Genomic DNA, 22133 nt, shown 5'->3' on the forward strand with positions numbered 1-22133 from the left:
AAACCGGTCTGGTAATATTGATACATGATCTTGAACTTCAAGTAGCCGGCACGGGCTTCGTCCCGTCCCCGCAGCGACGCAGGTACTTACCTTCCGCTCAGCGCGCCACCCCCACCTGAACCCCTTTTCAGGACCCTCCCGTGGCGCCCGACCCCTTGGAGTTCAGCAGTGCTCATCTGAGTTCGGCTCGCGGACAGCCCCAAGACCGTCCCTTCGACAGTCCGGCATATCCGTCCTGTTCCTTCCCTTCCTTTCCAGCTCCGCTATTCACCGCTCCCACGGGAGCCCCCCCCTGCCGCAGGCCCCGCCGCCGCAGGCATCCAGGAGACCCGAATGACCCATAGTCGTCAGCCCAGCGCGAATACCGCCCCGCAGACTTCGAATCGGCACTATTCTGAAACTGCCGAACCTTCAAAGGAGACCATGACCACTCAGCCCAACACCGGACCCGATTCAGCAGCCCAGGACATGAGCCCTGCGGAAATCCAAGCTGTCATCGACCGGATCCTCTCCAAGGACACCCCTGCCCGGAACGCTGCCCCGACCGCCGGCGAGCCCAAGTCGGTGCTCGGCAAGGCGCAGGCCATCTCCGGGCTGGACGAGGACTACGGCAGTCACGACGGCGACCAGCAGGATCTCGCGGAACGGCACGCTTTGCGCCGCACCGCCGGTCTGTCCACCGAACTCGAAGACGTCACTGAAGTCGAATACCGGCAGCTGCGGCTGGAGCGGGTCGTACTGGCCGGCCTCTGGAGCGAAGGCACGCTCGCCGATGCGGAAAACTCGCTCCGCGAGCTCGCAGCCCTGGCCGAAACCGCCGGCTCGGAGGTCCTGGACGGGATCGTCCAGCGCCGCGCCAAGCCCGACCCGGGAACGTTCCTCGGATCCGGCAAGGCCCAGGAACTGAAGGACATCGTGATGTCCACGGGCGCGGACACCGTCGTCGTCGACGCCGAACTGGCACCCTCCCAGCGTCGCTCCCTGGAAGACATCGTCAAGGTCAAGGTGATTGACCGCACGGCCCTGATCCTGGACATCTTCGCCCAGCACGCCAAGAGCAGGGAGGGCAAGGCCCAGGTCGAACTGGCCCAGCTCGAATACCTGCTCCCGCGCCTGCGCGGCTGGGGCGAATCAATGTCCCGGCAGGCCGGTGGCCAGGTGGGCGGTGCCGGCGCCGGCATGGGCTCGCGTGGTCCCGGTGAAACCAAGATCGAACTGGACCGCCGCCGGATCCGCACCCGGATGGCCAAGCTGCGGCGCGAAATCGCCGCGATGAAGCCGGCCCGGGAAACCAAGCGCGCCAACCGCCGTCGTAATGCCGTGCCGTCGGTGGCGATCGCCGGGTACACGAACGCCGGCAAGTCCTCACTGCTGAACAGGCTGACCGACGCCGGCGTGCTGGTGGAGAATGCCCTGTTCGCCACCCTGGACCCGACGGTCCGCAAGGCCGAAACCTCAGATGGGCTGGGCTACACCCTCGCCGACACGGTGGGATTTGTCCGCTCGCTGCCCACGCAGCTCGTGGAGGCCTTCCGCTCCACCCTGGAGGAGGTCGCCGACTCGGACCTGATCCTGCACGTCGTCGACGTCTCCCACCCGGACCCGGAGGGCCAGATCGCGGCCGTCCGCTCGGTGTTCAGCGAGGTCGATGCGCGCAAGGTGCCGGAGATCATCGTCCTGAACAAGGCAGACGCTGCCGATCCGTTCGTGATTGAAAGGCTCAAGCAGCGCGAACCGCGGCACATCGTGGTCTCGGCAAGGACCGGGGAAGGCATTCCGGAACTGCTCAAGGCGATTAGCGAGGGCATCCCGCGGCCCAGCGTGAAGCTGGAACTGATGATCCCGTACAACCGCGGGGACCTGCTCAGCAAGCTGCACGAGACCGACGCAGAGATCCTCAGCCTCGACCACGAGGAGACCGGCACGCGTGCCGTGGTCATGGTCCGCGAGGGTCTGGCCGCTGAACTGGACTCCTTCATCAGCAATGACTGAACCAGCGGCGACCGAGGGGGACTCCGGCGAGCACGGCCCGGCAGAGACCAGCCCGGCCGGAAACCGTCCCGCCGAAAACCGTCCAGCCGAGGACCGCCCGTCCGGTGAGGAGTTCGTGATCGAACTGCTCGACCGGGCGGTGTCCGGCATGGGCGGCCAGAGCCGTACCGGCCAGCACGAAATGGCCCGCCAGGTGGCGCACGCCATCGACACGGGCGACCACCTCCTGGTCCAGGCCGGCACCGGCACCGGCAAGTCCCTGGCCTACCTGATCCCGCTGATCGCCCATTCCCTGGTCAGCGACAAACCCACCCTGGTCTCCACCGCGACTTTGGCCCTGCAAACCCAGATCGTGGGCCGCGACCTGCCCCGGCTGCTCAAGACCATCACCCCGGCACTGGAACGCCCCGTCAAGGTGGCCCTCGTCAAAGGCCGCGCCAATTACGTCTGCCGGCACAAGCTCGAGGGCGGCTTCCCCTCCGAAGAACCCTCCGAGGGCCAGCTGTTCTCCCTCGGCGAGGACACGGCCGTGCCGCACTTCGCCGCAGCCATGGGCGGCCCGTCTTCCCAGCTCGGCAAGGAAGTGGTCCGGCTACGCGAATGGGCCGAAGAGACCACCACCGGGGACCGCGACGAGCTCATGCCCGGGGTCACTGACCGCGCCTGGCGCCAGATCTCCGTGACTTCGATGGAATGCCTCGGCGCACAAAAATGCCCGCTCGCGGCCGAATGCTTCAGCGAGCTGGCCCGGCAAAACGCGGCCGACGCCGACGTCGTCGTCACCAACCATGCCATGCTGGCGGTCAGCGCCTTCGAAGGCCTTGCCGTGCTGCCGGAGTACGACGTGGTGGTGGTGGACGAGGCGCACGAACTCCAGGACCGCGTCACCGGTGCGGTGTCCGGCCAGCTCTCCGTGGCGATGGTGCATGTGGCCGCGTCCGGCGCCAGGAAGCACACCGCCATCACCGTGGACGCACTCAACAACGCCGCAGCCAACCTCGAACTTGCTATTGAAGGTGTCCCCAGCGGGCTGATGCCCAACGGCCTGAACAGCGAACAGCTGGACTGCGTGGACCAGCTGCGTGACGCCTGCCGGGCCGCGCTTTCCGATTCCAAGGGGGACAGCGCCAACACCGCCGATGGCGGGCGTCAGCTCGCCCGCTCGCGCCTCATGGTCATTTTGGAACTCTGCGAGCGGCTCCTGGCCGCCCGGGAAAACCGCGAGGTGGTCTGGTTCTCCCGGAACAGCACCTTCGATCCCGCCCAGGGGTACTCCCAGCCGGACGAGAGCGCACCGGCCCTGATCAACGTGGCCCCGCTGAGCGTCGCCGGACGGCTGCGCGAGGGCCTCTTCGCTGACCACACGGTCATTTTGACCTCGGCCACCCTGGCCATCGGCTCCGCCTTCGAACCCGCCGCGGGCGGTCTCGGCCTGGTCGGCCCAGGCGCGCCCAGCTGGACCGGAGTGGACGTCGGCTCGCCCTTCGAATACCCCAAGCAGGGCATCCTCTACGTCGCCAAGCACCTGCCCAAACCCGGCCGCGGCACGTCCCCGGAAGCGCTCGACGAGCTGGAAAAACTCATCCGCGCGTCCGGCGGCGGGGCACTGTGCCTCTTCTCCTCCCGGCGCGCGGCCGAGGACGCCGCCGACGCGATGCGGCCCCGGCTGGACATGAGCATCCTGTGCCAGGGGGACTCGACCATGACGGCGCTCGTGCGCCAGTTCGCCGATGAACCGGACACCTGCCTCTTCGGCACCATGTCCCTGTGGCAGGGCGTTGACGTCCCCGGCGACTCCTGCCGGCTCGTGGTCATCGACAGAATCCCGTTCCCGAGGCCGGATGACCCGCTCATGACGGCTCGCTCCCGGGCCGTGGCCCAGGCCGGCGGCAACGGTTTCATGAGTGTCTCGGCCACCCATGCCGCGATCCGCCTGGCCCAGGGAGCGGGCCGGCTGATCCGCACGACCACGGACAAGGGCGTGGTGGCCGTGCTGGACTCACGGCTGTCCACGGAACGCTACGGCGGATTCCTCCGCGCAGCCCTGCCCCCGTTCTGGCCGACCACCGATCCGGCAATCGCCGTCGCGGCATTGGAACGACTCTCACAGACGTCGGCCCAAGCCGCACAGTAGCCGCGGGGCACAGCAGCCGCGGGCGGGCGGCCGGGCCAGGAAACGCCAAGGGCCAGGAAAACGCCAAGGGCCCCGTCGGTGCCGGACGGGGCCCTGGACCGCAGGCTCTAGAGGGAACGCAGGACTGAGACAACCTTGCCCATGATGACGGCGTGATCGCCGAGGATCGGCTCGTATTGCGTGTTCTGCGGCAACAGCCAGGTGTGGCCGTCGCGCTGACGGAATGTCTTCACGGTCGCCTCGTCGTCCAGCAGCGCGGCGACGATATCACCGTTGACGGCGTCGCCCTGCTGGCGCACGACGACCCAGTCGCCGTCGCAGATGGCGGCATCGATCATCGAGTCGCCTGCCACCTTCAACATGAAGAGTTCTCCGTGGCCCACCAGCTGGCGCGGCAGCGGCATGACGTCTTCCACGACCTGATCCGCGAGAATCGGACCGCCCGCAGCGATGCGGCCCACCAGCGGCACCATAGCGGTATCCGTGGCGCTGGCAAGTTCCGAGACGGAGAGCCCGCCCACGGCACGGAGACCGCGGGACTTTTCCACGCCTGATACCTTCGTGCCGCCCTCATCCAGGGTCAGCGGCATGAGAACTTCCATGGCGCGGGGCCGCTTGGGATCGCGGCGCAGGTAGCCGAGCTTCTCCAGCTGGGAAAGCTGGTGGGTCACGCTGGATAGGCTCGCCAAGCCCACAATGTCGCCAATCTCGCGCATTGAAGGCGGGTAGCCGTTGTCCGTCACTGAGCGCTGGATGGTTTCCAGGATCTTCTTCTGCCGGACGGTGAGGCCCTTGGGTGGCTTGGCTGACTGCGGGCTCCGCTGGGAAGCCCTGCCGCCGGTGGCTTGTGCTGCCATATGTGCCATTGCCTTTCATTCCGCCCGGCTGCCGTGGCTGCAGATACCGGGACCCTCCGGCCTGAATGTCAGACCCCGCTGATCAACTACTGATGATCGTCTGCAGAAGTGGTTGTCCTGTTCCTCAAACGTAGGCCAGCCACCCGGCTTTTTCAAACATTTGTTCTAGCGAGTCTCGACAATGTTCGTTAATAGGTGCTAAAACTGGTCTAGTGAAGTTCGAATATGTGTTCGAACAACGCTGGTCCGGATGGAAGCCTCGGGTTGGATCCCAGCAGTGCGTTCGGTTCTATGTTCGAAGGTTAAGCCGGTTGGCGGCAGGTACGTGGAGTACGCCGGGCGGCACAGTATGGTCCAGGAGGGCTCAGTTCATGTCAGCTTCAAGCGCGTTTCACGACACTTTTGGCCAAGCCGCATCCGGCGAGTACGGCCGCTCCGTTTCCGCGGCCCCTGAAGGCCATGCCGCTTCGGCCGGCGGCACCGGCCGCGCCCGGCAGGCGCCGTTGCGGCTAACCCGTCGCGGACGGTTCGTCTTCATCGGCGTGCCCCTGATCCTGTTGGCCGCACTGATCCTGTCCTTCAGCGGCTTCCTGAATGCCCCCGCCAAGGCCTCGGATTCGGCCGCGGAACTGTCCCTGACTCCCACCGTGTCCGTTACGGTGCAGCCCGGGGAATCGTTGTGGGCCATCGCCGGATCCGTCGCACCCGATCGCGACCCCCGCGACGTGGTAGCCGACATCGTCCAGCTCAACAACCTCGACGCGGCCCGCGTGCTGCCCGGCCAAACGCTGTTCGTCCCGGCCAAGTAGCCCGGCCAGGGAGCGCCCCGGCCTAACAACAGCCGGCCGGTTCGCGGGGCCGGAACCCGGCGCCAGGCGTCACAGTTTCAAGCCCCGGCGCGGTCTCACTTAAACTAGGCAAGTGACTGACCAGTTAGAGCGCCTGAACCGACTTCCCCTCCGGACCAACCTGCGGGGCATGATTCCCTATGGGGCTCCCCAGCTGGACGTGCCCATCCTGCTAAACGTCAACGAGAACACCCACGGTGTCCCGGCGGACGTCCGGGCGGCCATCTCCGAGGCCGTCACGGAGGCCGCCGCCGGCCTGAACCGCTACCCGGACCGGGAGTTCACCCAATTGCGCGGAGCCCTCGCGGAATACCTCGGTCACGGCCTGGGCGCCGACAGTATCTGGGCAGCCAATGGCTCCAACGAGGTGCTCCAGCAGATCCTCCAAGCGTTCGGCGGCCCGGGGCGGACCGCACTGGGTTTCCCTCCCACATACTCCATGTACCCCCTGCTCGCTGCGGGGACGGACACGGAATACATTGTTGGGCTGCGGGCGGACGGCTACGGGCTGAGCGCAGAATCCGCTGCCCGCCAGGTCCGCGAACTCCAGCCGAACATCGTATTCCTGTGTTCCCCGAATAATCCCACCGGCACGGGCCTCGGCCTCGACGTCGTGGAGGCAGTGTACGAGGCCGGGGAGGCCAGCCAGACCATCGTGATCGTCGACGAGGCCTACCACGAGTTCGCCCACGACGGAACGCCGAGCGCGCTGACGTTGCTGCCCGGCCGCGAGCGTCTGATCGTCTCGCGCACCATGAGCAAGGCCTTTGCCCTCGCCGGCGCCCGGCTGGGCTACATGGCGGCAGCCCCGGAAGTGACCGACGCCCTCCGGCTGGTCCGGCTTCCGTACCACCTCTCCGCCATCACGCAGGCGGCCGCCCTCGCCGCGTTGCAGCACCGCGTTGCCCTTATGGCCGACGTCGAGGACATCAAGCGCCAGCGGGACAGGATCGTCTCCGAACTTCAGCGGATGGGGCTCAAGCCCGCCGCCTCGGACTCGAACTACGTCTTCTTCGGCGGGCTCGCGAACCCGCACGCCGTCTGGCAGGAACTGCTGGACGCCGGGGTACTCATCCGCGACGTCGGCATCCCCGGCCACCTGCGCGTCACGGCCGGGACTGAGACGGAAACCACAGCCTTCCTTGAGGCCCTTGAACGGATCCTGAGCAGCCCGTCCAACCAGCGGGCCTAGACTTAACTTCGGGACAAGAACGTCGCCAGAACGCCCAGCACCGCCTTCATCACCAAAGGACACCCCCACATGAGCAACACCGGATCAACTGCTGCCGAGGGCCGGACCGCACGCATGGAGCGGACCACCAGCGAGTCATCCGTGCTGGTCGAGATCAACCTGGACGGCACCGGCGTGTCGGAGATCAGCACCTCGGTTCCCTTCTATGACCACATGCTGACGGCGCTGAGCAAGCACTCCCTGATCGACATGACGGTCAAGGCGACGGGTGATACCCACATCGACGTGCACCACACCGTCGAAGACGTCGCCATCACCTTCGGTGAGGTGCTGCGCACGGCCTTGGGCAACAAGGCCGGCATCCGCCGCTTCGGTGAGGCCACCGTCCCCCTGGACGAAGCCCTGGCACACGCCGTCGTCGACGTCTCCGGACGGCCCTACCTCGTCCACGCCGGCGAACCGGCAGGCCAGGAGTACCACCTGATCGGCGGACACTTCACCGGGTCCCTGACCCGGCACGTCTTCGAGGCCATCACCCTGCACGCCGGCATCTGCCTGCACATGAACGTCACGGCCGGCCGGGACCCCCACCACATCGTCGAGGCCCAGTTCAAGGCCTTCGCCCGCGCGCTCCGTGCCGCCGTCGAGCCGGATCCCCGGGTTGAAGGCATCCCCTCCACCAAGGGTGCGCTGTGACCGGCCCCGTGGTGCAGGACGGCGCCATCATCGACCCCGATGCCGGCAGGAAGCCCGCCTCTCCGGAGGGCAAGCCCACCGTCACGGTGCTGGACTACGGTTCCGGCAACATCCGGTCCGCGGTCCGTGCGCTCGAGCGCGCCGGTGCCGAGGTAATCCTCAGCGCCAAGCCGGAAGACGTACTGAACGCGGACGGCCTCGTGGTTCCCGGCGTCGGCGCCTTCGAAACCGTCATGAACGAGCTCAAGGCGGTCGACGGAATCCGGATGATCGGACGCCGCGTCGCCGGCGGCCGTCCCGTGCTGGCCATCTGCGTTGGCCTGCAGGTCCTCTTCGAGGCGGGCGTGGAACACGGCACCGAGGCGCCCGGCATGGGGGAGTGGCCCGGCAAGGTGGAGCTGCTGCCCGCCGACGTGGTTCCCCACATGGGCTGGAACACGGTGTCCGTGCCCGACGGCTCCAGGCTCTTTGCGGGCGTTGAGAACGAGCGCTTCTACTTCGTGCACTCCTACGGGGTGCAGGAGTGGAACTTCGATGTCATCCAGCCGCGGATGGCCGCTCCGCTGGTCACCTGGTCCGAGCACGGCGCCCCCTTCATCGCGGCGGTTGAAAACGGTCCGCTCTGCGCCACGCAGTTCCACCCGGAGAAGTCCGGCGACGCCGGCGCACACCTGCTGCGCAACTGGGTCGAAAGCCTGCGCAAGGGGTCCCGCGACGGGGCCGCCCCGGCCGGCACACCCGGTACCGGCCCGGAACAGACCTCCTAGATGTGGTCCCTGGTTCTGATGGGCCTCGCCGGACTGCTGGTCGGCGGCGCGCTGTCCTTCCGGCAGCAAAAGAGTCCGCGCTGGGTCCAGATCGTGTTCTACGGCCTGGCCGGGATGTCGTTGCTGGCCGCCTATCTCCTGACGCTGCCCGCCTCCTAGCGGTCCCGCAGCCCCCGTTCATCCCCGCCACCGAAAGAAGCTGAGGACCCCCGATGACCACCGAAACCCCGCTGCCCGTGCTTGAGCTTCTGCCCGCCGTCGACGTCGTCAACGGTCAGGCCGTGCGCCTCGTGCAAGGTGAGGCCGGCAGCGAAACAAGCTACGGAACACCGCTGGAGGCCGCCCTGAACTGGCAGCAGCAGGGGGCGGAATGGGTCCATCTCGTGGACCTCGATGCTGCTTTCGGCCGGGGCTCCAACGCCGAGCTGCTCCGCGAAGTCGTGGGACGACTCGACATCAACGTGGAACTCTCCGGCGGCCTGCGCGACGACGAATCGCTCGAGAAGGCCCTTGACCTTGGCGTCGCCAGGGTCAATCTCGGTACCGCGGCCCTGGAGAACCCGGAGTGGACGTCCCGTGTGATCGAGCGCTTCGGCGACAAGATCGCCGTCGGACTGGATGTCCGCGGCACCACGCTGGCCGGCCGCGGCTGGACCAAGGAAGGCGGCGACCTCTGGGAGGTCCTGGGCCGGCTCGAAGAGGCCGGCTGCTCCCGCTACGTCGTGACCGACGTGACCAAGGACGGCACCCTGCAGGGCCCGAACGTCGAACTGCTGCGCCAGATGGTGGAAAAGACCGGCAAGCCCGTCGTGGCCTCCGGCGGCATCTCCAGCCTTGACGATCTCAAGGTCCTGCGCTCCCTCGTCCCGCTCGGCGTGGAGGGCGCAATCGTCGGCAAGGCCCTCTACAACGGCAACTTCACGCTTCCCGAGGCTCTCGACGTCGCCGGCCGACGCTAGCCGGACCGCAGCCATGGAATCCCAGCCGCCAGGCGGCGGCCCGGTGCCCGGCACCTCGGCCGGCGGCGGCACAGAGCCTCCCCGCCACCTTCCCGGGCACATCGCGGCGGCCTTGGCCGGCGCGGGAGGGGCCACGGACTCCGCCGGCCAGCCGTGGGCCGGGCGGAGCCTGACCGGGGACGACGCACGAATCCACAGCTTCGAGGACGACGACGGCACCGCCGACGCAAGCTACCTCGCGGCCCGGGCGGCTCTTCTGGCCGGCGACGGCACCGAGGCCGGCGTCGTCGCGTCGCTCGCGACCGCGCGGGTCTTCGTGCCGATCCTCGCCCAGCTCGCCGAGGAAGCTGCAGGCCACGTGGACGCGCAGGGCGATGCCCTGCACGGGGACAAGCAGGCGGATATGGCCCTCGTGACCCTCAAAGCGCCCGACGGGCGGACGGCGATGCCGGTGTTCACCTCGGCCGCCACCCTCCAGGCCTGGCACCCCGACGCCAGGCCGGTGGCGGTCTATGCGGCCCGCGCTGCGCTGTCCGCCGTCGCGGAGGGTGCCGAGTTGCTGGTCCTGGACCCCGGTTCTGACTTCACCTTCGTGGTGCGCCGGCCCGCTGTGTGGGCGTTGGCGCAGCAGCGGACCTGGACGCCGTCGTATGCTGATCCGGAGCTGGCCCAGAGCCTCGGCGAGGCCGCCGTTGGCTTTCCTGCCGTCCGGCGTGTTGAAATTCATCCAGGCGGCGGTGTTGGCTCGCTGACCGCAGATGGAAGGCAGCTTCCCGGCGGTGGCTCCGGGCCCGAGCTCCGGGTCCAGTTGTTCCTGGAAGACGGACTCGACGCCGCAGGCGTCCAGTCCATCGTGGCCGGCCTCAACGGTGCCTGGGCACGGAATGAAATGTTTGCTGAGCGGGTTGACTCGATCGAGGTCAAATTGCAGCGCGCAGCACAGTAGCTGACGGCCAGCGAGGGCGACCCTCTTGCTGCCGGGGGCAGTAGCAGGAGGATGTAGTTACGTGAATTTCGCGCTTTACCGGGAGCTGCTGTCCGTCCGGCCAATCCGGCGGCTGCTGCTGGTCGGCATGATTGCCCGCATACCGCATTCGGCAGCCGGCGTGCTGCTGACCCTGCATATCGTCCTCACGCTCGGCCAGGGCTATGCGGCCGCCGGGGCCGCCGCTGCCGTGATGACAATCGGCATCGCTGTCGGCGCCCCCTGGCGCGGCCGGCGCGTCGACACCGTGGGTCTGCGCCGGGCCCTCATCCCGTCCGTCATTGGTGAGGCCGTCATCTGGTCGATCGTGCCGCACGTGTCTTTTGAGATGCTGCTGCCGCTGGTCTTCGTGGGCGGGCTGCTGACCCTGCCGATCTTCAGCGTCGTCCGCCAGTCCCTCGGTGTCCTGGCCACGGGGGAGCAGCGGCGCACCGCGTTTGCCCTGGACGCAATCTCCACCGAGCTGGTCTTCATGATCGGTCCTGCCGTCGGCGCCCTCGTCGCCACCGCCGGATTCTCGGTCCTGGGCCTGACGATCATCGGCATTGCCACCTCGGTGTCCGGGCTGTTCCTGATGTGGTTCAATCCGCCGACCCGCAGCGCCGAATCTGGCCTTCCGTCGGATGCAGCGTCCGCGGCAGCCTTCGAGGCTGGCCAGCAGGAAGCCGCGGAGGCCGCCGTGGTCGCGGCCGCTCCGGCGCACCTGCAGGAAGCCGCCGCCGAGTTCGCCCCGCTGGCCGCTGCGGAACGGCGGCGGCAGCCCCGTTCCGGCCTCCGGGACAAGGTCCAACACAACTTTGCCTGGTTCAGCGCCGCGGTCGCCGCCGTCTTCGCCGTCGCGGCCGGAGCCGGAATGGTGCTCAGCGGCTCCGACGTCGGGATTGTCGCCGCCCTCGAAACCGGCGGGCGGGAGGCCGAGATCGGGCTCGTCTTCCTCTTCTGGTGCGGGGCATCCGTGGTGGGCGGGCTGATCTATGGCGCCATGCACCGGCCGATTTCGCCGATCCTGCTGCTGCTGGGCATGTCCGCCCTCACCGTGCCGATGGCCTTCGCGCAGGACACCTGGACCTTGAGCCTGCTTTCGCTCCTGCCGGGCCTGCTGTGCGCGCCCGTGCTGTCGGCAGCCTCGGAGAAGGTCGCCGAACTCGTCGACGAGCGGCGCCGCGGCGAGGCGATGGGCTGGTACGGATCCGCCCTCACCGGCGGTGTGGCGCTCGGGGCGCCGCTCGCCGGGATTTTTATCGACAATGTCGGGCCCTCCGCCGGGTTCGTCGCCGTCGGCATGGGCGGCGTCCTGTTGTGCCTGCTGGGGCTGGGCCTGCAGCGCCGGCGCCGGCAGCGGCTCGCCGCCGCAGGCCGGCACGGGACCGTTGACCCCGGCGTCCGGTAACCACGGCCGTCACCGCCGGGCCCGTTAACGACGACGGCGGGCGGACCAAGGGGTCCGCCCGCCGAAGCGTGGAGTTTTGAGGGTGCAGCCTGACTGGCTGGCTGGCCGCTTCCTAGTTGACGGGGCCGGTGTACTTCTCGCCCGGACCCTTGCCCGGGGCGTCCTGGATGGTGGATTCCTCGCGGAAGGCCAGCTGCAGGGACCGGAGGCCGTCGCGCAACGGTCCGGCGTGCTGGGAACCGATCTCGGGCGCCGCGGCGGTGACCAGGCCGGCCAGGGCGGTAATCAGCTTGCGGGCCTCGTCCAGGTCCTTGAGCTCTTCTGCGTTTTCCTCGGCGGCGAGGCCAAGCTTCACTGCTGCTGCGCTCATCAGGTGCACGGCTGCCGTGGTGATGACTTCGATCGCGGGGACCTCGGAGATGTCGCGGATTTGCTGCGAGACGTCGGTTTGGGCGCCGGCGGGCTCATAAACGTGTGAATTGCTATCTGTTGTGCTCATGCTGGTAAGCTTGTCACAGACCGACTGGATGACGTTATTTCACCCGATATTTTCACTGTGGCAGCTGGACCGCCGGAGTGAGGGGAACTACCGTTGGAAACCCTCCGATCCATGCCTGCTTTGCTTAGCATGTGCGCCGGGGGGATTCTTTGGATAGAATCGTTTTTCAGTTTGCAAGCGGAGTTCTCTCCCACCCGCGTCAGCCGCTCTCCTTCGGGAAGCTTCGCAAGAAGCAAGGTTGCCGGGTACCTGGTCGGGCATTTCTCCTGGGCACCAGCCTGGCGGAAACGCGTGCCGCCTCTTAGGAGGAAGGCAGTCCCGATCTTCGAGGCCTTCGATTGCTCCGGCAATTGGGGGCCTTCTCTATTTGCCGGTGGAATACCCCTCTCGAACACAGGAGCTTTAACATTAGCGAGCCAAGAATCAATGAGCGTATCCGCGTCCCCGAGGTGCGGCTGGTCGGCCCTGCAGGCGAACAAGTAGGAGTTGTCCGTATTGAGGATGCCCTGCGTTTGGCTGCCGAGTCCGATCTTGATCTCGTTGAAGTTGCACCGCAGGCCAAGCCTCCGGTGTGCAAGCTGATGGACTTCGGCAAGTACAAGTACGAAGCTGCGGTCAAGGCACGCGAGGCCCGGAAGAACCAGACCAACACGGTCCTGAAGGAAATCCGTTTCCGCCTGAAGATCGACACCCACGACTACGAGACCAAGCGCGGCCACGCGCTCCGCTTCCTGGGTGCCGGTGACAAGGTCAAGGCCATGATCCAGTTCCGCGGCCGTGAGCAGCAGCGACCCGAGATGGGCATCCGCCTGCTGCAGCGTTTTGCCGACGACGTCGCCGAGGTTGGTGTCGTGGAGTCAAGCCCGCGGATCGATGGCCGCAACATGGTCATGGTGGTGGGTCCCTTGAAGAACAAGGCAGAAGCCAAGGCGGAGGCGCGCCGCGCCACGCAGCGTGCAGAAGCCAAGGCGGAGAACGAGGCCAGGGCCTCGGGCCGCGTGGACGTTTCCGGCGACGACAGCGCGCCGCTGACGCAGTCACTGGCCGACCTTCTGCCGGAGGGATTCCAGGTAAGGACCGAGGCGCCGGCTCCGGAAGCAGCTCCCGCTGCACAGGAAACCGAAGCCGCGGAAACCGCAGCACCGGAAACCGCTGCCGAGGAGGCCCCGGCCGCCGAGGCTAAGGTCGAGGAAGCTCCGGTCGAAAAGGCTCCCGTCCAGGAAGCGCCCAAGCAGGAGGCCCCCAAGGTCGCCAGGCAGGCAGCTCCGAAGCGTGAGGCTCCGAAGGCCGCCGAGAAGCCGGCAGTCGCCAAGGCGCCGGCTGCGCCCAAGGTTGCGGCCGCCAAGGCTCCTGAGGCTCCGAAAGCTCCCGAGGCCGCGAAGGCTCCCGAGCCCGCGAACGCCGCTCCGGCCGCAGCACCGAAGCCGGTAGCTGCACCGAAGCCGGTGCCGCGCCCCGCGGCTCCCAAGCCTGCGGCTCGGCCCGCGGCTCCGCGGTCCGCCGCCAAGCCGGGCACCAAGAAGACCAACTAGTTCACGGCCGCCGGACAGCAATGTCCGGCGGCAGGCAACCAGCATGCCGCCCGCAGGGGCGGCTGCACGAAAGAACTGCAGACCTGTCTGCGGATACGTAAGGAGATCGGTTCCCATGCCGAAGATGAAGACCCACAGTGGTGCTAAGAAGCGCTTCAAGCTGACCGGCAGCGGCAAGCTGCGCCGCCAGCAGGCCAACCGCCGCCACTACCTCGAGCACAAGTCCTCCAGGCTGACCCGCCGCCTTGCCGGCGACAAGATCGTCTTCAAGGGCGACGCCAAGGTTATCCGGAAGATGCTCGGCATCTAAGTTCCAAGTTCTCTGACTGCCTGCCACCTGGCAGCAGTCAACTACCAAAAAGGCTTCTCAGGCCAGCCGGTTGTTCCGGCAGTAGATGCTTGGGATCAGAATTCTAAAGGAGTACGCACGTGGCACGTGTGAAGAGGGCGGTCAACGCCCACAAGAAGCGCCGGGTTATCCTTGAACGCGCAAAGGGCTACCGTGGACAGCGTTCACGCCTGTACCGCAAGGCCAAAGAGCAGCTGCTGCACTCGTTTGTGTACAGCTACGGCGACCGCAAGAAGAAGAAGGGCGACTTCCGCCGCCTGTGGATCCAGCGCATCAACGCTGCATCCCGCGCCAACGGCCTGACCTACAACCGACTGATCCAGGGCCTGAAGGCCGCTGAGGTCGAGGTTGACCGCCGTATGCTTGCCGAGCTGGCCGTTTCCGACGCCAATGCCTTCGCCGCACTGGTGAAGATCGCCAAGGACTCCCTGCCCGCCGACACGTCCGCTCCGGCCGTTGCGGCTGAGGCTGCTCCGGCACCGAAGGCCAAGGCTGCACGCAAGCCTGCCGCCAAGAAGGCCGCCGCCGACGAGGCTGCTGAGTAGTTCCCATTAGTCGCATATAACGACGACGTTCAAGAACCGGCTGCAACAGCAACTAAGGTTCTTATATGAACGAAACCGGGCGCCCGCAAGACATTCCACTCTCCAATCCCCGAGCTGATCGGGTGAGGAAGGTGGCACAACTTGCCGGGCGCCCGGCCCGTTTAAAGCGCAAGGAGTTCCTGGCCGAGGGCCCGCAGGCCGTCCGGGAAGCCCTGACCCTGCACCAGGCAAGGATTGCCGCGGGGGAGCCCGGCGTCGTTTATGAGGTGTACGCGACCGAGGCCTGCCTCGACCGGCACCCCGAACTCGAGAAACTCGCTGAGGGTACGGACGCCTACCTTGCAACTGACGAAGTGCTCGCCGCGATGGCGGACACCGTGACCCCCCAGGGCATTCTCGCGGTCTGCGGATTCCTGGACGTGAGCCTTGAGCAGGTCCTCGACGCCGGCCCCCGGCTGATTGCGGTGCTGTGCCAGGTCCGCGATCCCGGCAACGCCGGCACCGTGCTGCGGGCGGCGGACGCCGCGGGCGCGGACGCGGTGGTGCTGACCGCGTCCAGTGTGGACATCTACAACCCGAAGGCCGTCCGTTCGACGGCGGGATCCCTGTTCCATTTGCCGGTGGTCCTCGGCGTCGAGATCGAGGAGCTGGTGGCCCGGTGCAAGGAACGGGGCATCGGAGTCCTCGCGGCGGACGGCCAAGGCCAGTTGAACCTGGACCGGTTGCAGGACCAGAACGCCGCCCGCCGGCTGGGCGCACCGCCCCGGGGCTCTGAGTACGCGCTCGAGCAGCCCACGGCCTGGCTGTTTGGCAACGAGGCCCAGGGCCTGTCCGAAGAGGAACTGGCGCTGGCGGACCACCGCGTGGCGGTTCCCGTGTACGGGGCGGCCGAGAGCCTCAACCTGGGCACTGCCGCGACGGTGTGCCTCTACGCCAGCGCCCGCTCCCAACTGGCCGGAGCTGCGGAAAGCTAGCCTGGACAGACAGAAGGCGGGGGTCCACCAAAAAGGGTGGGCTCCCGCCGTCGTATCCGTGCAATTTTCGAGCTGTGCAGTTGTCCTAGTGGAGAATTGTCCAGACCGGGAAGTCGCCTTGGCGATTCAACCCGGTGAGGTCAGCTGGTCTTGTTGCGTCCGGTGACGGCGCCGTAGATTCCCGCGACGACCAGGCCGCCGACAATGGCCAGAAGCCAGGAACCGAGATTCCAGAACTCCATCCTGCCGCCGCCGAAGAGCAGATCGCCGATCCAGCCACCGACTATCGCACCGACGACGCCGAGCACGAGACTGGTGACCCAGCCGCCGCCGACCCTGCCGGGCATGACAGCCTTAACGATTGCACCTACTATGAGTCCGAGAATGATCCAGCCTAGAAAGCCCATGTCTCCTCCTACATATTCGTCGGCATTCAAATTGTGAATCCCGATTATGGCTTCAAGCTAACACCTGCGACATTAAATGTCAGCAGGATCACATCCAATCGTTACCCGCTGTGATCAGACGGTGATATCGCCGTGTCGCCGGGTCCGCCGCGGTGCGCCGGCCGCTCCAGCGCGGTAGCGTATTCCTTGCGGGTTCGGGCACTTCCAGCCCGCGAACACCCGGCAGACCCCCGAAGGAGAAGCTCACTTGGCTGCAAATGGCGGTACAAAGGCGATTGTTGCGGCGCTGGCCGCCAACCTGACCATCGCTGTCCTGAAGTTCGTCGCGTATTTCCTCACGCTGTCATCCTCGATGCTGGCGGAGGCCATCCACTCGCTGGCGGACTCCGGCAACCAGATCCTACTGCTCGTCGGCGGCAAGCGCGCCACGAAGGCAGCCAGCCCGGAGCACCCTTTCGGCTACGGTCGTGAGCGTTACATCTACGCCTTCATCGTCTCGATCGTGCTGTTCAGCGTCGGTGGCCTTTTTGCGCTGTATGAGGCTTGGGGCAAGATCCAGCACCCGCACGCCATCGAGGGCGCTTTCTGGTGGGTGCCCGTGGCCGTGCTGGTGGGCGCCATCATCGCGGAGTCGTTCTCCTTCCGGACCGCGATCATCGAATCAAACCACGTCCGCGGAACGCAGAGCTGGGTCAAATTCATCCGGAGCGCCAAGCAGCCCGAGCTGCCGGTCATCCTGCTTGAAGACTTCGGCGCCCTTCTGGGCCTGGTTTTCGCTCTCTTCGGCGTCGGCCTCACGCTCATCACCGGCGACGGCATCTGGGATGCGCTCGGGACGGCCATGATCGGCCTGCTGCTGGTGGCCATCGCCGCCGTACTGGCGGTTGAGACGAAGTCCCTGTTGCTCGGCGAATCCGCGACCAAGGATGACGTCGTCAAGATCCGGGAGGCCATAGAGTCCGCCGGAACCTCGATCATCCACCTCAAGACCCTGCACCTGGGCCCGGAGGAACTGCTGGTCGCGGCGAAGATAGGGATCGGCAAGGCCGACACCGGCCAGGACATCGCCAAGGCCATCGACGACGCCGAGACCAGGATCCGTGCGGCAGTGCCGATTGCCCGGGCCATCTACCTCGAGCCGGATGTCCAGCGGGTCACCACTCCCTGACCGCTATCCCGCTGACCTCGGAGTTTTTGACGGAGGCCGCTGGCCGGAGCCGCGTTGCGGCTACGGTGCCAGCGGCCTCCGGCGTTCCACCACGCCACTGAGAACGGCAACGCCGAGGCCGAGGAGGGCCAGGCCTGCGCCCACGAGGGCGGGGGCCACATAACCCCAGCCCCACGCGATGACAAGGCCGCCCAGGAAGGCTCCGAGGGCATTCGCGACGTTGAGCGCAGCATGGTTAAGGGAGGATGCCAGCGAGGGGGCGTCCGGGGAGGCGTCCAGCAGGCGGGTCTGCAGGGCCGGGACCAGCAGCGAACCTGTCCCGCCAACCACAAAGACCATGACCAGGGCGGACCACGGCCAGTGCACCGCCACGGCGTAGACCACCAGTGCCACCGCGATGCCGGGCAGGACCCAGTAGATCGTCCCCATGACGGACTTGTCGGCGATCCGGCCGCCGACAATGTTGCCCGCCACCATACCCAGGCCGTAGAGCGCCACGACGAGCGGCAACCACTGCGACGGGATGCCGGCTACAGAGGTCATGGTGTGCGCAATGTACGTGTACGTGGCGAAGAAGCCGCCGAAACCGACCACACCGATGAGGAGCGCCAGCCAGACCTGGAGGCGCTTGAGCGCGCCGAGCTCGCGGCGGATGCTGGCGTCGGCGCGAGGTTTCTGGAACGGCACGAACTTCCACAGCATGCCGAGCGTGATGATGCCGATCACGCCCACTACCAGGAAGAGCAGCCGCCAGCCGAAGGCCTGGCCCAGCCAGGTGGCGAACGGCACGCCGATGACATTCGCGATGGTCAGTCCGGCCATCACCATGGAAATGGCCCAGCCGCGCCGGGTCGGGGCCACGAGCGATGCGGCAATGACCGCCGCGACGCCGAAGAAGGCGCCGTGCGGCAGCCCCGAAACGAAGCGGGAGACCAGCATGGTGCCGTAGTCAGGTGCGATAAACGATGAGAGGTTGGCGATGCTGAAGAGCAGCATAAGTCCCAGGGCCAGGTATTTCCGCGGCAACTTTGCACCGGCAGCGGCCAGCAACGGCGCACCGATAACGACGCCGAGCGCGTACGCCGAGATCAGGTGTCCCGCCTCCGGAGTGCCAATCTTGAGGCCCTGCTCCACTTCTTTGAGCAGGCCCATCATGGCGAATTCTGTGGTGCCGATGCCGAAACCGCCCATCGCAAGGGCGACGATCGCTAGGGCAAGGTTGCCGGTGCCGGTTTTCGAGGCCGCCGGGGCCAGTTTGGTGGTAGTCATTCGCCTGCTTTTCGAGGAAGTTCCCGCCCGAGGGGCCGGAGAACGCGGCATCTTAAATCTGATTTATACAACGTTGGGGGCGCGCCAGGTATTCCGGTAAAGGGAAGGGCGGCTGTCTCCATTCTCCCTTAACCGGCCGCCGACCTAGACTTGGGGTCGTGACTGGACTTATTAGCGTCGTTGGCGGTGCCGTACTGGATTCGCTGGCAAACCCCCGCCGGCTGCTCGTGGCACGGCGCACCGCGCCTCCGCAATTTGCCGGCATGTGGGAATTCCCGGGCGGCAAGGTGGAGTCCGGAGAGTCGGCCGAACAGGCCCTGCACCGCGAACTGCTGGAGGAGCTCGGCGTTCACGTCCGGCTCGGGGGTGAGCTCAAAGCCGGCTCCGCTTCTGGTTGGCCGCTGAACGAACGCGCCGCGATGCGGGTCTGGTTCGCCGAGCTGGTCGACGGCGAACCGCTTCCCCTGCAGGACCACGACGAACTCCGCTGGATCGACCTCGGGAACCGTCGTGAGGTTCTGGCGCTGCCGTGGATCCCGGCTGACCTGCCCATCGTGGAAGCGCTCCTGGCAGTGCTGAAGAATGCTGAGCGTCCGGCTCTGCCCCTCGCCAAAGCGTGAAGCTTGCAACTACGCTGAAGCGAATTGAGAGGAGGGCCCGTGCAGGTCGGTGTCAGACGGGAGCAGTGTGCGGGCGAACGGCGGGTCGCTGCCACGCCGGAGACGGTGCAGCAGCTGACCGCCCTGGGCCTCCAGCTTGTTGTGGAGGGCGGTGCAGGGACGGCTGCCGGTTACTCGGATGAGGCGTTCGCAGCGGCCGGAGCCACGGTTGTTCCGGAACTGCCGTACGAGAGGCTGGATGTGCTCCTGCACGTCCGGCCGCTGACCCCGGAGACGGCCGCGCGGCTGCGGACCGGTTCCATCACCGTCGGCTTCGGCTCGCCGGCCTCCGAGCTGCCGGCCGTCCGGGCCCTGGCCGACGCCGGCGTCACCTCCTTCGCCCTGGAACTCGTCCCCCGGATCTCCCGCGCGCAAAGCATGGATGCGCTGAGCTCCCAATCGCTCGTGTCCGGTTACCGCGCCGTGCTGGAGGCCGCGCTGCGCTATCCCCGGTTCTTCCCGCTGTACATGACCGCGGCCGGCACAATTCCGCCGGCCCGGGTCCTGGTCCTCGGAGCCGGGGTCGCGGGGCTGCAGGCGATCGGAACCGCAAAACGCCTCGGCGCCAGAGTCTCGGCGAACGACATCAGGACGGCCTCCGCAGACGAAGTCGCCTCGATGGGAGGGACATTCATCCGCCTGGACCTCGACGCCCCCGAAGGCACCGGCGGCTACGCCCGCGAGCTCGGCGAGGACCGGGCCAAGCGCCAGCGCGCATTGCTCGCCCCCCACGTCGCGGCCGCGGACGTCCTCATCACCACGGCGGCCATTCCCGGCCGCGCGGCTCCCTTGCTCGTGACCCTCGACATGGTGGCCGGAATGCGGGCCGGATCCGTCGTCGTGGACCTTGCCGCTGAATCCGGCGGGAACGTCGAAGGTGTGAAAGCCGGGCAGGACCTCCAGATCGCGGTCGCCGGCGGATTCGTGACCCTGGTGGGGCTGCGGGACGCCGCGTCCGCGATGCCGTCGGACGCCTCCCGGCTGTTCGCCAAGAACGTGGCTAACCTGCTGGCCCTGATGACTGCGGACGGAGAGGTCTCCCCGGACTTCGACGACGACGTCGTCGCCGGGGCGTGCCTGACCCACGCCGGAACGGTCCGGCACGCCGCGACCGCAAGCGCTATGGAGGCATTGAAGTGATGGATCCAATCACACTCCTGACCGTCGTAGTGCTCTCCGTGTTTGTCGGCTTCGAAGTTGTCTCCAAGGTAACCAGCAAGCTGCACACGCCGCTGATGTCCGGCGCCAACGCCATCCACGGCATCATCCTGGTCGGTGCCATCCTCGTCGCCGGCCAGGCCAGCGATCCGTGGTTGCTCACGATCGCCCTCATCGCGGTGGTTCTGGCGACGGCCAACCTGGTCGGCGGATTTGTGGTGACGGACCGGATGCTGGAGATGTTCGGCGGCCACAAGGCGGCCAGGCCGGGCGTCAGGCCCCGCTCCGGGGGAGCCGCGGGGGAGGACGGCACATGAGCCTCCTCGCCCCCGAATGGACGGGGCTGTTCTATCTGGCGGCGGCCGTCTGTTTCATCCTCGCGCTCAAGGGCCTCAGCTCACCAAGGACCGCGCGCCGCGGCAATGCCATCGGCGCCGCCGGCGCGCTCGTGGCCGTGGCCACCGTTTTCGTCTCCGCGAAGCTGGAGAATATCCCGCTCATCCTGGCCGCCATCGCCGCCGGTTCTGCCGTTGCCGTCCCGGTGGCCCGGCGCGTGCAGATGACCCAGATGCCGCAGCTGGTCGCGCTGTTCAACGGGGTCGGCGGCGGGGCCGCCGCCCTCGTTGCGGTGCTGGAGCTCGGCCACAGCGACAGCCCCTGGGTGCGCCTGGCGGTGGTCTTCACCATGCTGGTCGGGGCGGTGTCCTTTGCCGGTTCCGCCGTGACCGTGGGCAAGCTGCAGGAATTGATCAGCACCCGCCCGCTGCTCTTTTCCGGGATGCCCGTGGTCATGGCCGCTACCCTGGCCGGCGCTGTCACGTCCGGCGGCCTGGTCATCGTCACCGGCTTTGCGGGCTGGGCGCCGGCGGTGCTGGTGCTGGGCCTTGCGGCCGGGCTGCTCCTGGTCCTGCCCGTCGGCGGCGCCGACGTGCCCATCGTCATCTCACTGCTCAACGCCTTCACGGGGCTGGCGGTGGCGGCCTCCGGGATCGTGCTGGGCAATGTGCTCCTGCTCGTCGCCGGGACGCTTGTGGGAGCCAGCGGCACCATCCTGACCAAGGTGATGGCCTCCGCCATGGGCCGTGGCGTGGGGGGCATCATGTTCGGGGCGTTCCGCGGCGGGTCGACGGCGGGCTCCACTCTGCAGAGCGACCGCCCGGTGCGCTCCTCCTCGCCCGAGGACGTGGCCGTGCAGCTCGGCTACGCCCAGCGTGTCGTGATCGTCCCCGGTTACGGGCTCGCCGTGGCGCAGGGCCAGCACACCATTGCCGAGCTCGCGACCGCACTCGAAGCCCGCGGCATCGAGGTGGTCTTCGCGATCCATCCCGTGGCCGGACGCATGCCGGGGCACATGAATGTGCTCCTGGCCGAAGCCAACGTGCCCTACGAGGCGCTCCGGGAGCTGGAGGAAGTGAACCCGGAATTCGCGAACACCGACGTCGCCCTGGTGGTCGGGGCCAACGACGTGGTCAACCCTGCAGCAAAGTCCACTCCGGGGGCTCCCATCTACGGAATGCCGATCCTCGAAGTCGCCCAGGCCGGCCAGGTGGTGTTCCTGAAGCGCTCGATGCGTCCGGGATTCGCTGGGATCGAGAACGAGCTGCTGCATGACCCAAAGACCACGCTCCTCTTCGGGGACGCGAAAGACTCGCTCACCAAGGTCCTGGGCGCGGTCAAGGCGCTCTAGCTGGCGGCGCCCCTCGGAAACAGGCCCAGTTCGGAACCGGGCCGGTTCGGAACAGGCCGGTTCGGA

At 67.3% G+C, this 22133-nt stretch carries 23 protein-coding genes; 19 read left to right on the forward strand and 4 right to left on the reverse strand.

Translation table 11 applies throughout. From position 1 onward, the window contains the following. The first annotated feature begins 423 nt into the window (after positions 1 to 423). Positions 424 to 1992, forward strand: a complete 1569-nt coding sequence (hflX, locus tag OM977_RS06925) for a GTPase HflX (RefSeq protein ID WP_264356758.1) — start codon at positions 424 to 426, stop codon at positions 1990 to 1992. Further along, positions 1985 to 4126, forward strand: coding sequence for an ATP-dependent DNA helicase (locus OM977_RS06930; RefSeq protein WP_270103240.1), 2142 nt, complete (start codon positions 1985 to 1987; stop codon positions 4124 to 4126). The genes hflX and OM977_RS06930 overlap by 8 nt, the downstream gene beginning before the upstream one ends. Before the next feature lie 107 nt (positions 4127 to 4233). Here the strand turns inward: OM977_RS06930 and lexA are convergent, their stop codons facing one another. Continuing rightward, positions 4234 to 4983 (reverse strand): transcriptional repressor LexA, encoded by a 750-nt coding sequence (gene lexA / locus OM977_RS06935; protein ID WP_264356759.1) that lies wholly within the window; start codon positions 4981 to 4983, stop codon positions 4234 to 4236. Between the two features lie 371 nt (positions 4984 to 5354). Between lexA and OM977_RS06940 the strand changes: the two genes are divergently transcribed. The 8 genes from OM977_RS06940 (at position 5355) to OM977_RS06975 (ending at position 11820) form a co-directional block, all read left to right on the forward strand. Further along, entirely contained in the window at positions 5355 to 5792 is a 438-nt protein-coding gene (locus OM977_RS06940) for a LysM peptidoglycan-binding domain-containing protein (protein ID WP_264356760.1), read from the forward strand. A gap of 112 nt (positions 5793 to 5904) precedes the next feature. Continuing rightward, the gene (locus tag OM977_RS06945) at positions 5905 to 7023 is read left to right on the forward strand and encodes a histidinol-phosphate transaminase (protein ID WP_264356761.1); all 1119 of its coding nucleotides are present in this window, start codon (positions 5905 to 5907) and stop codon (positions 7021 to 7023) included. Between the two features lie 69 nt (positions 7024 to 7092). Next, entirely contained in the window at positions 7093 to 7719 is a 627-nt protein-coding gene (gene hisB, locus OM977_RS06950; protein WP_264356763.1) for an imidazoleglycerol-phosphate dehydratase HisB, read from the forward strand. Then, entirely contained in the window at positions 7716 to 8486 is a 771-nt protein-coding gene (gene hisH / locus OM977_RS06955) for an imidazole glycerol phosphate synthase subunit HisH (RefSeq protein ID WP_264356765.1), read from the forward strand. The genes hisB and hisH overlap by 4 nt, the downstream gene beginning before the upstream one ends. After that, positions 8487 to 8645 carry a hypothetical protein gene (locus OM977_RS06960; RefSeq protein WP_264356766.1) on the forward strand — a complete coding sequence of 53 codons (159 nt, stop codon included), beginning with the start codon at positions 8487 to 8489 and terminating at the stop codon, positions 8643 to 8645. It begins immediately after the preceding gene. A 53-nt stretch (positions 8646 to 8698) separates the two neighbouring features. Next, positions 8699 to 9445 (forward strand): bifunctional 1-(5-phosphoribosyl)-5-((5-phosphoribosylamino)methylideneamino)imidazole-4-carboxamide isomerase/phosphoribosylanthranilate isomerase PriA, encoded by a 747-nt coding sequence (gene priA, locus OM977_RS06965; protein WP_264356767.1) that lies wholly within the window; start codon positions 8699 to 8701, stop codon positions 9443 to 9445. Positions 9446 to 9458: 13 nt separating this feature from the next. Then, positions 9459 to 10391, forward strand: a complete 933-nt coding sequence (locus OM977_RS06970; RefSeq protein WP_264356768.1) for an SseB family protein — start codon at positions 9459 to 9461, stop codon at positions 10389 to 10391. A gap of 61 nt (positions 10392 to 10452) precedes the next feature. Then, the gene (locus OM977_RS06975; protein WP_264356769.1) at positions 10453 to 11820 is read left to right on the forward strand and encodes an MFS transporter; all 1368 of its coding nucleotides are present in this window, start codon (positions 10453 to 10455) and stop codon (positions 11818 to 11820) included. Positions 11821 to 11932: 112 nt separating this feature from the next. Here the strand turns inward: OM977_RS06975 and OM977_RS06980 are convergent, their stop codons facing one another. After that, complete coding sequence (locus tag OM977_RS06980) at positions 11933 to 12319, reverse strand: DUF1844 domain-containing protein (RefSeq protein WP_264356770.1); 387 nt, start codon at positions 12317 to 12319, stop codon at positions 11933 to 11935. Between the two features lie 449 nt (positions 12320 to 12768). Here OM977_RS06980 and infC point away from each other — a divergent pair, with 449 nt between their 5' ends. The 4 genes from infC (at position 12769) to OM977_RS07000 (ending at position 15719) form a co-directional block, all read left to right on the forward strand. Next, entirely contained in the window at positions 12769 to 13851 is a 1083-nt protein-coding gene (gene infC, locus OM977_RS06985; RefSeq protein WP_264356771.1) for a translation initiation factor IF-3, read from the forward strand. 115 nt (positions 13852 to 13966) lie between these two features. Then, positions 13967 to 14161 carry a 50S ribosomal protein L35 gene (gene rpmI / locus OM977_RS06990; protein ID WP_009358635.1) on the forward strand — a complete coding sequence of 65 codons (195 nt, stop codon included), beginning with the start codon at positions 13967 to 13969 and terminating at the stop codon, positions 14159 to 14161. Between the two features lie 119 nt (positions 14162 to 14280). Next, on the forward strand, positions 14281 to 14745 hold the full coding sequence (gene rplT, locus OM977_RS06995) for a 50S ribosomal protein L20 (protein ID WP_264356772.1): 465 nt from the start codon (positions 14281 to 14283) through the stop codon (positions 14743 to 14745). 65 nt (positions 14746 to 14810) lie between these two features. Further along, on the forward strand, positions 14811 to 15719 hold the full coding sequence (locus tag OM977_RS07000; protein WP_264356773.1) for a TrmH family RNA methyltransferase: 909 nt from the start codon (positions 14811 to 14813) through the stop codon (positions 15717 to 15719). 140 nt (positions 15720 to 15859) lie between these two features. Here OM977_RS07000 and OM977_RS07005 read toward each other — a convergent pair whose 3' ends face one another. Beyond that, entirely contained in the window at positions 15860 to 16126 is a 267-nt protein-coding gene (locus OM977_RS07005) for a GlsB/YeaQ/YmgE family stress response membrane protein (protein ID WP_264356774.1), read from the reverse strand. Positions 16127 to 16373: 247 nt separating this feature from the next. Here OM977_RS07005 and OM977_RS07010 point away from each other — a divergent pair, with 247 nt between their 5' ends. Further along, positions 16374 to 17294: a cation diffusion facilitator family transporter gene (locus OM977_RS07010; protein WP_264356775.1), complete on the forward strand. Its 921-nt coding sequence runs from the start codon at positions 16374 to 16376 to the stop codon at positions 17292 to 17294. Between the two features lie 60 nt (positions 17295 to 17354). On the opposite strand, the gene OM977_RS07015 is transcribed toward OM977_RS07010, so the two are convergent. After that, positions 17355 to 18563, reverse strand: a complete 1209-nt coding sequence (locus OM977_RS07015; RefSeq protein WP_264356776.1) for an MFS transporter — start codon at positions 18561 to 18563, stop codon at positions 17355 to 17357. 158 nt (positions 18564 to 18721) lie between these two features. Here OM977_RS07015 and OM977_RS07020 point away from each other — a divergent pair, with 158 nt between their 5' ends. The 4 genes from OM977_RS07020 to OM977_RS07035 are packed head-to-tail and all read left to right on the forward strand — an operon-like array spanning position 18722 to position 22067. Then, a complete protein-coding gene (locus OM977_RS07020; protein WP_264356777.1) occupies positions 18722 to 19183 on the forward strand; it encodes a (deoxy)nucleoside triphosphate pyrophosphohydrolase in 462 nt (153 codons plus the stop codon). 39 nt (positions 19184 to 19222) lie between these two features. Beyond that, on the forward strand, positions 19223 to 20362 hold the full coding sequence (locus OM977_RS07025) for a Re/Si-specific NAD(P)(+) transhydrogenase subunit alpha (protein ID WP_264356778.1): 1140 nt from the start codon (positions 19223 to 19225) through the stop codon (positions 20360 to 20362). Next, positions 20362 to 20697, forward strand: coding sequence for an NAD(P) transhydrogenase subunit alpha (locus tag OM977_RS07030; RefSeq protein WP_264356779.1), 336 nt, complete (start codon positions 20362 to 20364; stop codon positions 20695 to 20697). The genes OM977_RS07025 and OM977_RS07030 overlap by 1 nt, the downstream gene beginning before the upstream one ends. Then, complete coding sequence (locus OM977_RS07035; RefSeq protein ID WP_264356780.1) at positions 20694 to 22067, forward strand: NAD(P)(+) transhydrogenase (Re/Si-specific) subunit beta; 1374 nt, start codon at positions 20694 to 20696, stop codon at positions 22065 to 22067. Before OM977_RS07030 ends, OM977_RS07035 begins: the two co-directional genes overlap by 4 nt. The last annotated feature ends 66 nt before the right edge of the window (positions 22068 to 22133 follow it).

Source organism: Pseudarthrobacter sp. MM222, assembly GCF_947090775.1.
In the GTDB taxonomy this organism is placed as follows: Bacteria; Actinomycetota; Actinomycetes; order Actinomycetales; family Micrococcaceae; genus Arthrobacter.

Bases quoted from the DNA above. Each gene is read 5' to 3' on its own strand.
- hflX (WP_264356758.1), top strand. From the start codon at position 424: ATGACCACTCAGCCCAACACCGGACCCGATTCAGCAGCCCAGGACATG.
- OM977_RS06930 (WP_270103240.1), top strand. From the start codon at position 1,985: ATGACTGAACCAGCGGCGACCGAGGGGGACTCCGGCGAGCACGGCCCG.
- lexA (WP_264356759.1), bottom strand. From the start codon at position 4,983: ATGGCAGCACAAGCCACCGGCGGCAGGGCTTCCCAGCGGAGCCCGCAG.
- OM977_RS06940 (WP_264356760.1), top strand. From the start codon at position 5,355: ATGTCAGCTTCAAGCGCGTTTCACGACACTTTTGGCCAAGCCGCATCC.
- hisB (WP_264356763.1), top strand. From the start codon at position 7,093: ATGAGCAACACCGGATCAACTGCTGCCGAGGGCCGGACCGCACGCATG.
- OM977_RS06960 (WP_264356766.1), top strand. From the start codon at position 8,487: ATGTGGTCCCTGGTTCTGATGGGCCTCGCCGGACTGCTGGTCGGCGGC.
- priA (WP_264356767.1), top strand. From the start codon at position 8,699: ATGACCACCGAAACCCCGCTGCCCGTGCTTGAGCTTCTGCCCGCCGTC.
- OM977_RS06970 (WP_264356768.1), top strand. From the start codon at position 9,459: ATGGAATCCCAGCCGCCAGGCGGCGGCCCGGTGCCCGGCACCTCGGCC.
- OM977_RS06980 (WP_264356770.1), bottom strand. From the start codon at position 12,319: ATGAGCACAACAGATAGCAATTCACACGTTTATGAGCCCGCCGGCGCC.
- rpmI (WP_009358635.1), top strand. From the start codon at position 13,967: ATGCCGAAGATGAAGACCCACAGTGGTGCTAAGAAGCGCTTCAAGCTG.
- OM977_RS07000 (WP_264356773.1), top strand. From the start codon at position 14,811: ATGAACGAAACCGGGCGCCCGCAAGACATTCCACTCTCCAATCCCCGA.
- OM977_RS07005 (WP_264356774.1), bottom strand. From the start codon at position 16,126: ATGGGCTTTCTAGGCTGGATCATTCTCGGACTCATAGTAGGTGCAATC.
- OM977_RS07015 (WP_264356776.1), bottom strand. From the start codon at position 18,563: ATGACTACCACCAAACTGGCCCCGGCGGCCTCGAAAACCGGCACCGGC.
- OM977_RS07030 (WP_264356779.1), top strand. From the start codon at position 20,362: ATGGATCCAATCACACTCCTGACCGTCGTAGTGCTCTCCGTGTTTGTC.
- OM977_RS07035 (WP_264356780.1), top strand. From the start codon at position 20,694: ATGAGCCTCCTCGCCCCCGAATGGACGGGGCTGTTCTATCTGGCGGCG.